Here is a 10,215-nt window from a genome sequence, read left to right as displayed (position 1 = left end):
TCGCGTCCCTGGCATTGCGCGACGGCGGCAGGCGATTGACCCCGCCGCATTTGCCACAAACCACCAGATTTACCTGCGCCATGGACCATTCACCTTTGCTGTCGTCAACTATTGCGTGCCGAGACGTCCGTCGCCAAGGTGCCCTGCATTTCCAAGCTTTGGCACGATTGACGACTCAAGGTGAAAAACGGATCGGCCGGCACAATAGGCCGGCCCTGCGCCCATGCGATGTTCGGATGGGAAGCGACCCTATCCTATTCCTTTGCTTCCCGGCCCGACACCTGCTGGATGAGGATCCTGAAAAAGACATGCGGAGTGGCGTCCGAAATGGGAGGCGTATCCGGCTTTAGAGCGCCTGGCTCCCACCAGTCGGCGTGCTTGCTCAACACTGACCATGCATGGTCGCGCTGAACCTTGCAGCCGATCCGGTCAGGCAGTTCCTCATAGCGACCTTCGGCAACCACACTTCTCCATCCCCGCCCTGGGCCGCGTTCGTCGACCTGGACGGACACCAGAGGATTGGCCCGCATCCAGTCGATCTTCTTGCCCAGCATGGAAAATGCATAAAGATGATTGTCCGCATGCGCATAATACAGCGGGACGACGTAGGGCTGCCCGTCCTTCGCGCATGCCAAGCGGCCGACACGATTGGCCGTCAGCAGTTTCGTACATTCCAAGGCAGCAAGCGTGCGGATCAACATCGGCGCGATCTCCTGTTGTTCGTATGACCCCACTGTGTCGTTGTTCCGGGCTTGCTGTTCAAGTTGGAGCAGTCTCCCGAAATGGCGTAGAGCGGCGTCACCGGGTCGCCGCGTGTCGTGCAGCATAGCAACCTGGTTCGATGATGGCACTTCACTGTGTCGATTATAGTCCTACTACCAGGGAGGTCATTGATTGCGATCAAAGAGTCAGTCATCCGACAGACGAGCCAACATCCATGTCTGGCCCGCTTCGTCGCACGGCGGCCACGTCACGGCATCGGGGCGAATGTCGGAGTGGGCGATTTCGGAAAATGATCCAGATCAAGGCGGGGCCTGCCGCTTCCGCGCATCATAGGGGATGATGTGGAAGCCAATCTCAATCGCTCCGTTCGGTCATGAACTCGAACTCGCCGTCCTCGATGAGGACGGCGAACATGCGCTTATCTTCCCTTGCTTAAAGGGGCGGGAAGGTTGGAAGAACGCCACGACCGGCGCACGCGTTGACATCCACCCGACTCATTGGCGCGACTGGGTGCCTGATAGGGTCCCGGCAGACAACGGCATGTCTCTCCGTGATTCGCCTTAACGTTTGGATTCCACGATCAATGCCATGCGCACGAGATGCGACAGGCTGCTCGCGGCCATCTTGCTCATGACATTGGCGCGATGGATCTCAACCGTGCGCGGGCTGATGCCAAGATCATAAGCAATCGTTTTGTTCGGCAGGCCGGACACAAGACCGTCCAGCACCTGTCGCTCCCGCTCCGACAGCGCCGACAGACGGCCGCGGATTTCCGAGTTTTGTGGGTGGGCCGCATCCGCCTGATTGCGACTGCCCAACGCGGAGCGGATCGCCTCGATCAGCACCTCGTCGTCAAACGGCTTTTCGATGAAATCGGAGGCACCTTCTTTCATCGCCTGAACGGCGAGCGCGACATCGGCATGACCAGTCATTACAATGACCGGAACCGAATGTCCGCGGGATCTGAGCTGTCGCAGGAACTCGATCCCATCGATGCCGGGCATGCGCACGTCCGTGACGATACAGCCGTCGAGATTGCTTGTGGCCGTAGCCAGAAAAGCCGTCGCCGATTCATACAGGCGCACGGCGAAGTCAGCCGTCGCCAGGAGAAAACCAAGCGATTTGCGAACGTCGACGTCGTCGTCGACCACATGCACTAGGTGGCTACCGGGCATTGGTGATCTCTCCCTTCTCCACAATGCGCAAGGTGAACCGGAAGGCGGTTCCTCCAGTCGGCATTGCCTCGGCCCAGATGTGACCACCGTGCGATTCGACGATAGTGCGGCAAATAGAGAGGCCAACGCCCATGCCCTGCTTTTTGGTGGTGACAAATGGCTGAAAAAGCTGGGCAGAAACGTCCGGCGCGAGACCAGTGCCTGTGTCGATCAAGCTTACCTCAGCCATGCCGTCATCACGAGCCACGGTTATGATTTGCAACTCACGGCGTGGCACCCCTTGCATGGCTTCTATCGCGTTGCGCATCAGGTTCAGCAAAACTTGCTGAATCTGGATGCGGTCGGTCAACACCAGTTCCGCGGCGGGATCAAGCTTGTAGCTGACGCGCACGTCTATTTCTCTTGCGCCGACCAAGGCCAGTGACGAGGCTTCCTCGATGATCGCCGGCAGGCGTTCGACCTGTCGCTCGCTTTCGCCTCTTGCCACGAAGTCTCGAAGATGGCGAATGACGTCTCCGGCCCTCAATGCCTGCTCAGCCGCCTTTTCGACGGCCTCCCTCAACATCGGCGCGTGTTCTTCCGTGCTCTTTTCGAGAAGCCGGCGGCTGCCTTTGAGGTAGTTCGTGATTGCCGTGAGCGGTTGGTTGATCTCATGTGCCAACGTCGACGCCATTTCGCCCAGCGCGGTAAACCGCGCCATATGGAGAAGCTCCTGCTGTTGCTCCTGTATTCTTGCTTCCGCTCTGTAGCGTTCGGTCAAGTCGCGACAAAAGCCGGTAAAGAAGCGGCCGGTTCCAGGATGCATCTCGCCGACAGAGAGCTCCATCGGAAAAGTTGAGCCATCCTTGCGCATCCCAGTGACGGTGCGGCCGAGTCCGATAATGCGGCGCTCTCCGGTCGTCAGGTAGCGGTGCAGATAGGCGTCATGCTCCTCGCGATAGGGCGACGGCATCAGCAGATTGACATTCTGTCCCATGACTTCGCTCGACTGGTAGCCGAACAGCGTTTCGGCAGCCGAGCTGAAGGACTGAATACGGCCTTGTTCATCGATGACGACCATTGCGTCAGGCACTGTGGCCAGGATCGAACGCAAATGATCCTCCCGCAATCGTAGGGCAGCGTTTGCATAGGACAGCTCGCTAACGTCGGTGCCTTCGACAAAAATGGCCGTGACGCGGCCATCGTCGGCCTTTATGGGTTGATAGACGAAGTCGAGAATGCGCTCTTCGACCGGCTCGTCATCCTTTTTGCGAAGGGTGACCTTCACGCCCTGACCTCTGTAGGGCTCGCCGGTTTCGTATACCTGGTCCAACAGTTCGTAGAAACCCTGGCCTTCGAGCTCGGGCAGGGCCTCGCGTACCGATTTCCCTATCACTTGCCTCTGGCCAATCAGGCGTTGATAGGAGGCATTGGTCAACTCGAAGACATGACCCGGCTCACGCATCAACGTCATGAAGCCCGGGGCTTGCTCGAACATCAGGGAGAGCCGCTCATGCTCGGCCATGCCCCGCCCTTCGGTCGACAAGTCAGGTGTTTGGTTGTCGTCCAAATCAAGTCCTTTGGTCAGGGAACCTGCCACGCAGTCTAGTTATCATTCATCGCCGTTTCTGCACATCTCTTCCTGCACTCCACCGATCAGACCACAGAGTCGCGGCCAAGTGGGCAGACAGTGTTTTTGACTCGCATCAAGGCGTCGAGTGTCGGGGAATGCGCTTCATCATCGCATCCAAACGCTCCAGCGAAAGGCGCCTCCAGTGTCCTACAAATCAATTATAGTAAACTTGGCAGTAGATGGACCTCCTGCACCCATGGTGAAGTTGGGGATCGAGCTTGCGGAGCGCTTCGGCGCTCACCTTATCGGCCTGGCGGCTGCCGACGTCCCGCCGCTCGTGGCGACAGGCGACGGCATGGTCTACGAAGGCGAGATCATGCAGATCCAGCGCTCGGAGATCGAAAAGCGGCTTGCCGAGTTGCGCGCCGAATTCGAAAGGATGGTCCCTACCTCGATCTCGAGCGAATGGGGACAAGCCGTCTGCAGCCCGACGCGCTTCCTCAGCGTCTCCGCCCGGGCGGCCGATCTCATCGTTACCAGCGGCGATGAGGGAGAAAATGTCTATCGCACCGTAGACATCGGCAGCCTGGCACTCGGCACTGGCCGGCCAGTACTCGTCGCGGCAGACAATATCGAACACGTCATGGCAAAAACCGTGCTGATCGCCTGGAAGGACACCAGGGAGGCGCGACGGGCGCTGGCCGATGCATTGCCCTTCTTAGCCAAGGCCAACGAAGTCGTCATCGCCACAATCGATAGCGATCGCGACGATAGCGTCCGCGATAGCCTCGCCGATGTCGCCGTCTTTCTTGAACACCACGGCATTATGGCGCGAACCGAACTGATCCGCGGCGAGGCTGACGGTGATCGTCTGTTGACATTCGCGCGCTCGATCCATGCCGACCTGATTGTCTCCGGTGCATATGGCCACAGCCGCCTGCGCGAATGGGCGTTCGGCGGCGTCACGCGTACGCTGATCGAGGAGGGCAGCATCAGCCGCTTCATGTCGTATTGACCGTCGGTCAATCGGAATTTCGAGTCCGCCAATCGGCGTTCACGCCCGATCCATGGTCCCCACGATTGACCGAGATCAATGCAGCGGTCGCCGACATGGCAATGATCGGCCGAGAAACAGGAGTGAAACGACATGAGTTTTCTCGACTACCTCATTTCAGTTGACGCCAGGACCGCCTTGATGGGCCGCATGATGCAGAAGCTCGGCGTCGACAAACAATTGAAGGTCGTTCCGGACCATGTTGCCGTCACCAATCGGGCGGTGGACCGCTGCCGCTCCTGCGGGCACCAGGATCAATGCTCGACTTGGCTCGACGAACACCAGCAAGCCGATGATCCGCCAAGCTATTGCCGCAACCGCGACCTGATCGCACGGCTACAGCACGCGGCCGGCCAACGATAGAGCGTCGTGGGGGCAGGCTACTGTTCGCGTCACCAAGGCTGCGTGCCGCAGCTTCGCCGATGTCCTGGACGGTCATCGCTCGCGCAATGTTTCGCATCTGTTGGCTGACGTCGTTCCGGCGCATACCGCCCGCGATGCCTGTACTCCCCTTCCCATATAAACAGCCGACTGCCCTCAAGCCACGCCTGCCCGCATTGTTATCAAGGCTGCCATGACAGGAACCTGGGAGCGGTGCCCGGCAAAGGCGCGCCGCTAACGACAATGCGAGGCGCCGGCAGTTCTGCATGGGGGGATACGTGCGCGATCTGCGGACATCAGTGGCGTTGGCCAATAAAGATATATTGACAATGTTTCTTTAAGGTGCGATTCCGACCCATATCGACGAACGCCTCCCTTTGAAAGCAAATGCATCGATCGCCATCGTCGACGCGACTCCACTCGGCGCGTTGCGGAGCTGTTTGAGTGTGGGCCTCATCTTGAGGTCTTTGGGCCTTCGAAAAACAAGAGCGTGCACATGACTGCGAATGGTCGGAGCAAGAGAACGATCATCATCGGTGGTGCCCCGTTGCCGGACATGCTTGACGAGGCCATGATCCGTCTTGTGGTTCACGGCTTTTATGATGAGATTCGCCGCGACGATCTTCTCGGCCCCATCTTTCATGACGCTATCCAGCCTGAGGCGTGGCCGCGCCATCTGGCTAAGATGTGCGACTTCTGGTCCGCTACGCTGCTCCGGACGTCCCGTTATGAAGGCCGGCCATTACCGCCACACCTGGCGATCTCCGGCCTTGGAGTGGCGCATTTCCGGCGTTGGCTAAAGCTGTTTCGCGCAACGGTGTACCGCATTTGCCCACCCGAGGTTGCGGCGCTGTTTATGGATCGCGCACTGCGCATAGCTCACAGCTTCCGTCTCGCGGTCGCCTTCAGCCGTGGCGAGACTACGATGGGCATAGAACCGATCGCCGACAAGCACCTGTGATGCCGGGTTCGTGGTGTTTACGGGAGGTAGATCCGTGCGGCTGACTAATTTTTCGGATTATGCCTTGAGAATGTTGATGTACGCGGCCTCTGCCGGTGATCGCCTGATCACGATCGAGGAGGTGGCACGCACGTTCAAGGTATCCAAAACGCACCTGAACAAGGTTGCCAACACCCTGACGCGCGGCGGTTACTTGAAGGCGGTCCGCGGTCGCTCCGGTGGCCTTGCCCTCGGGCGGAGCCCCGAGATGATCCGGATCGGCGACGTGATACGTTTGACCGAGCCAGATTTCGCGCTTGTCGAGTGCTTCGCGACCGGAAATCAGTGCGTGCTCACAGGCTGCTGCAAACTTTCAGGCATGTTCGGCGACGCGATGGCTTCCTTCCAGAATACCCTTGACCTTTACACGCTGGCCGACATCGCTCTGATGCCCAAGGACTTTGTCGGCGGGCTGCCTGCATCCGAGGCGTCGGCGTATCGATAAGCGTGGGTAAAGCCCCGAGCTACAATTCAACCGCACGCCGCGCGATTCGCGTCTGCCGGCCCGTGGAGACAAGCATGACTGATCCAAACAAGAACGACACGCCGACGGTCAAGCAATTCGAGCCGGGCGTCGATCTCAGCAATACGCTGCTTCCCATGCTGATAGGCGGGCTTGTTCTGATCGTCGTCGGTGCTATCGCGGTCATGACGTTTGTCTAGTTTTTCCTGGCCAAACGGCAATGCTCATCAACGTTGCGAAAGCGCAAAGAAGGCGGTCCGAGCGGAATCTATGAAGACGCTTCGCAGCAATCACGGAGGACTTCATCGTGAAGGAGCGGAGTTCCATCAGTCCCGACATGGTCGTCGACGAGATCATGAGAAAATGGCCGGCAACGGTGGCTGTGGTGCTGAGATACAAGATGCTCTGTATCGGGTGTCCGATCGGAACATTCCATACCGTGGCCGAAGCATGCCGGGAACATCAGATCGATGAGGCCGACTTTCTTTTGGACTTGGAATCGGTTGTTCGAGGAGAACGGTGACGGTCAGCCCTTGTCCCGGTTCTCAGCCAGAACCACCAAGCGATGCGCATCCTTGACCGTGACTTTCTGGCGCCCACTGACGATGATCCCTTTCTCCTCCCACTTGCTGAGCAGCCGGCTGACGGTGTGCAGCGTCGTCCCTGTCATCTCGGCAATGTCCTGCCTCGAGATCGGGAAGTCGATTTCGATGCCGCTGTCGGTCTTTCGGCCGGTCTGGTTCGCCAGTCGCAGCAGTGCATTCGCAACCCGCTGCTCCACCTGTTCCGTCGACATCTCCACCACCCGCGTCTGGGTCTCTTGCAGCCTGCTTCCAACCGTCCTGTAGGTGGTTGCCCCAAACGCCGGGAATCGTCGCGCCAGCTCCGGCCAAAGAGCATTGGGCCAGGCCAGCACCACGCAGTCCACCGCCGCGACCGCGCTGGCTGGGTAGGTCGTCCGGCCAAGTGCTGCGGCGACGCCAAAGATCTCGCCTTCGCTGATGTATCTGACGATGACCTGTTGTCCGTCCGGCGTGGTGCGAACGACACGGATGTGCCCGGCGATCAGCACGAAGAAGGAATGAGCCTCGGCTTCCTGCGCGAAGATCGCCGTCTCCTTGGCATAACGAGACGACCGCGCATCTCGCAGGATTTCGCCCTGCTCGTCGGGCGTCAGACCCTGGAAGAGCGGCAGTCGCGAAATCAGCGATCGGTCCAGCGCAGCCAAGCGGATTCCTCACGGCCTTAGGGTTCCGCATCAGTCGTGCGGGAGACCTTTCTTATCTTGAGTTTGCGCCAGCGCAAATTGTCCCCGGCCGCATCAGGCTAAATGGCATGGAACGGCGCAATGCCGCGAAGACGAAACAAAGGACAAATCGATGAAATTCTCCATCCTCGCTGCCGCAGTCTCCATCCTGGCGCTCGCTAGCGGCGCAAGCGCGGAAGAACATGTGGTGCAAATGCTCAACAAGGGCGAAAAGGGCGCTATGGTTTTCCAGCCGGCCTTCGTCAAGGCAGCTCCCGGCGACACCGTCAAGTTCGTGCCGACCGACAAGAGCCATGACGCAGAGTCGATCAAGGGCATGCTTCCGGACGGCGCTGAAGTCTTCAAGGGAAAGCCCAACGAGGAGATCACTGTCACACTGACCCAGGAAGGTGTGTACGGCGTCAAATGCGCGCCTCACTACGGCATGGGCATGGTCGCCCTGATCGTTGTCGGCAAGCCGGTCAACCTTGACGCAGCCAAGACGGTCAAACATGCAGGGAAGGCAAAGACGGTGTTCGCCGACCTGTTCAGCCAAATCCCGGCCAACTGACTAGCAATCGATGCAGCCATGCCTGCCGCATGAAGGGCAGGCGCGGGCCGGACGGACCGAGGGCGGCGGTTCATCCGGCCCTGTTCATTTGGAGAGCAGATCATGGGGATCCCACGCCTGCGGGCTTACACCGGGCCAGCATTTCTTTCCTACGGATTCAGACCCTTCTTCTTCCTCGGGTCGCTGTATGCCGCGCTCTCCATTCTGCTTTGGCTGTCGATGTATGCCGGCGAACTCGATGCTCACAGTGCGTTCGTTGCCGTCGACTGGCACATTCACGAGATGCTGTTCGGCTATCTGCCGGCGATCATTACCGGGTTCCTGCTGACCGCCATCCCAAACTGGACCGGCCGGCTGCCCGTGCAAGGCCTGCCGCTGCTGGCGCTGGTGGTCCTGTGGCTTGCTGGGCGCGCGGCTGTTTTCTTCTCGGCGGATATCGGCTGGGAAGCAGCGGCCGTGATCGATGGCTCCTTTCTGCTTGCTGTCGCTGCCGCGGCGGCCCGCGAGATCGTTGCGGGACGGAACTGGCGCAATCTCAAGGTGCTGCTGCCGCTTGCCGTCCTGGCTGGTGCCAACGGCGCGTTCCACCTCGAGGCGCATCTTCAGGGCACATCCGACATCAGCCGCAGGCTCGGTATGGCTGCGGCGATCATGCTCATCTCGCTGATCGGTGGGCGCATCATTCCGAGCTTCACCCGCAACTGGCTCGTCCGCGAAAATCCTGGCAGGCTGCCTGCGCCGTTCGACCGTTTTGACATCGCATCAATAGCCATCTCAGCCATCGCGCTGGGAGCATGGACGTTCGCTCCTGACAACAGCGTCTCAGGAATGCTTATGGCCGTCGCCGCAATCTGCCAGGCGTGGCGTCTGTCGCGCTGGGCTGGCGAGCGCACACTGCGGGATCCGCTGGCGCTCATCCTCCATCTTGCATATGCCTTTGTGCCGGTCGGCCTCGCCCTTGTTTCGGCGTCGATCTTCTTCCCCGATACCGTCCCGATGGCGGCAGGCCTACACGCGCTCGGGACTGGTGCGGTCGGCGCCATGACACTTGCCGTGATGACCCGCGCAACGCTCGGCCACACCGGGGGAGATCTCAAGGCAGGGAAAGGCGCCTCGTTCATCTTCGTGCCCGTCCTGCTCGCGGGAGCATTGAGAATCCTGGCCGCCTTCGTCCCCTCTGACGTGGTGATCGATATGGCCGGCACCGCGTGGGTTGCGGCATTTTCCGGCTTCCTCCTGGTCTACGGAACCGCATTGATCAGGCCAAAGGCCCGGTGAGACGGCGGGGAGAGCAGGCGACCGTCGAAACGCGAATGGAGAAGCCGCTTCTGATTTGTCAGGCAATGCCGAGGTAGGCGAGAATACGGTTCGCCCACCCCCGATGGTCCCGGACCAGCCTGAAGCCCAGATTGTCGGGAGGCGTGCCAACGGCACAGCCGCCGCTTTTTCCGTCACTGACGAAGTTCGACATATAGGCTCTGTGAAGGCCTTCAAGGACGTGGACGCCGCAATTGTCGACCGAACTCGCAACACCGCTTCTATCCGCAGCCAACGTGGTGCGGACATAGCAGGTCGAAGTCCATTCCCAGACGTTGCCGGAAAAGTCGGCGAGGCCTAGGGAATTCAAACCAAAAGAGCCACGGCTCCTGGGCAACGGGTCCGGTTTGCGATTGAGGTCCACCTCGGCCTTGTAGCTGGTGAGCCAACGTCTGGCGGGGTTGTTGGCGTCGTTCTCGACACCTTCAAATTCGCCTGCGAACCGCTCCGCCGCGGCAAACGCCCATTCCTCGTCGGATGGCAGCCGCCAGTCGTCGCCGGTCGCCTTCGAATACCATTGGGCGTAGGCTTTGGCGTCGAGATAGCTCACCCCGGTTACGGGAGCATCGGGCGGGATCGCGCGCGTCTCTTGTGCCGGCTGACAGCCGCCGGCCGACACGCAGTCCGCGTAGTCGGCCGCACTGACCTGATAGGCCATGATTTCGAGAGGTCTGTTGAGTTGCCGCTTGAGGCGGGGATTGGCTTGCGGGCGCCCCTCCTTCAGGAACTCGCC

13 protein-coding genes are annotated in these 10,215 nt (G+C 60.0%); 8 read left to right on the top strand and 5 right to left on the bottom strand.

Annotated features, from left to right (window positions below; genetic code table 11):
- Positions 1 to 254 precede the first annotated feature (254 nt).
- The 3 genes from E5W87_RS27330 to E5W87_RS27315 form a co-directional block, all read right to left on the bottom strand.
- Positions 255 to 701, bottom strand: coding sequence for a pyridoxamine 5'-phosphate oxidase family protein (locus E5W87_RS27330; RefSeq protein WP_292404726.1), 447 nt, complete (start codon positions 699 to 701; stop codon positions 255 to 257).
- 582 nt (positions 702 to 1,283) lie between these two features.
- Positions 1,284 to 1,898 carry a response regulator FixJ gene (gene fixJ / locus E5W87_RS27320; protein ID WP_292404721.1) on the bottom strand — a complete coding sequence of 205 codons (615 nt, stop codon included), beginning with the start codon at positions 1,896 to 1,898 and terminating at the stop codon, positions 1,284 to 1,286.
- Positions 1,888 to 3,402 carry a PAS domain S-box protein gene (locus tag E5W87_RS27315; protein ID WP_292404722.1) on the bottom strand — a complete coding sequence of 505 codons (1,515 nt, stop codon included), beginning with the start codon at positions 3,400 to 3,402 and terminating at the stop codon, positions 1,888 to 1,890. Before E5W87_RS27315 ends, fixJ begins: the two co-directional genes overlap by 11 nt.
- Positions 3,403 to 3,652: 250 nt before the next feature.
- On the opposite strand from E5W87_RS27315, the gene E5W87_RS27310 reads away from it, so the two are divergent.
- The 6 genes from E5W87_RS27310 to E5W87_RS27285 all read left to right on the top strand — a co-directional run bounded on the left by E5W87_RS27310 (position 3,653) and on the right by E5W87_RS27285 (position 6,871).
- Entirely contained in the window at positions 3,653 to 4,465 is an 813-nt protein-coding gene (locus E5W87_RS27310; RefSeq protein ID WP_292404719.1) for a universal stress protein, read from the top strand.
- Between the two features lie 132 nt (positions 4,466 to 4,597).
- Complete coding sequence (locus tag E5W87_RS27305; RefSeq protein ID WP_292404716.1) at positions 4,598 to 4,867, top strand: DUF6455 family protein; 270 nt, start codon at positions 4,598 to 4,600, stop codon at positions 4,865 to 4,867.
- Positions 4,868 to 5,381: 514 nt separating this feature from the next.
- Positions 5,382 to 5,846 (top strand): group III truncated hemoglobin, encoded by a 465-nt coding sequence (locus E5W87_RS27300; protein WP_292404715.1) that lies wholly within the window; start codon positions 5,382 to 5,384, stop codon positions 5,844 to 5,846.
- A 34-nt stretch (positions 5,847 to 5,880) separates the two neighbouring features.
- On the top strand, positions 5,881 to 6,330 hold the full coding sequence (locus tag E5W87_RS27295) for an Rrf2 family transcriptional regulator (RefSeq protein WP_292404713.1): 450 nt from the start codon (positions 5,881 to 5,883) through the stop codon (positions 6,328 to 6,330).
- A gap of 74 nt (positions 6,331 to 6,404) precedes the next feature.
- A complete protein-coding gene (locus E5W87_RS27290) occupies positions 6,405 to 6,548 on the top strand; it encodes a hypothetical protein (RefSeq protein WP_292404712.1) in 144 nt (47 codons plus the stop codon).
- A gap of 137 nt (positions 6,549 to 6,685) precedes the next feature.
- The gene (locus E5W87_RS27285) at positions 6,686 to 6,871 is read left to right on the top strand and encodes a DUF1858 domain-containing protein (protein ID WP_367118884.1); all 186 of its coding nucleotides are present in this window, start codon (positions 6,686 to 6,688) and stop codon (positions 6,869 to 6,871) included.
- A 3-nt stretch (positions 6,872 to 6,874) separates the two neighbouring features.
- On the opposite strand, the gene E5W87_RS27280 is transcribed toward E5W87_RS27285, so the two are convergent.
- Entirely contained in the window at positions 6,875 to 7,576 is a 702-nt protein-coding gene (locus E5W87_RS27280; protein WP_292404708.1) for a Crp/Fnr family transcriptional regulator, read from the bottom strand.
- Between the two features lie 151 nt (positions 7,577 to 7,727).
- Here E5W87_RS27280 and E5W87_RS27275 point away from each other — a divergent pair, with 151 nt between their 5' ends.
- Positions 7,728 to 8,165: a pseudoazurin gene (locus tag E5W87_RS27275; RefSeq protein ID WP_292404706.1), complete on the top strand. Its 438-nt coding sequence runs from the start codon at positions 7,728 to 7,730 to the stop codon at positions 8,163 to 8,165.
- Positions 8,166 to 8,267: 102 nt separating this feature from the next.
- Complete coding sequence (locus E5W87_RS27270; protein WP_292404704.1) at positions 8,268 to 9,443, top strand: NnrS family protein; 1,176 nt, start codon at positions 8,268 to 8,270, stop codon at positions 9,441 to 9,443.
- Between the two features lie 58 nt (positions 9,444 to 9,501).
- Here the strand turns inward: E5W87_RS27270 and E5W87_RS27265 are convergent.
- Positions 9,502 to 10,215, bottom strand: a 714-nt coding sequence (locus tag E5W87_RS27265) for an SUMF1/EgtB/PvdO family nonheme iron enzyme (RefSeq protein WP_292404702.1), incomplete at its 5' end; no start/stop codon positions are given.

It is taken from the genome of Mesorhizobium sp. (assembly GCF_004962925.1).
Lineage (GTDB): Bacteria > Pseudomonadota > Alphaproteobacteria > Rhizobiales > Rhizobiaceae > Mesorhizobium.
The sequence above is the reverse complement of the archived record's forward strand: the minus strand, read 5'-3'. Positions and strand labels throughout refer to the sequence as shown.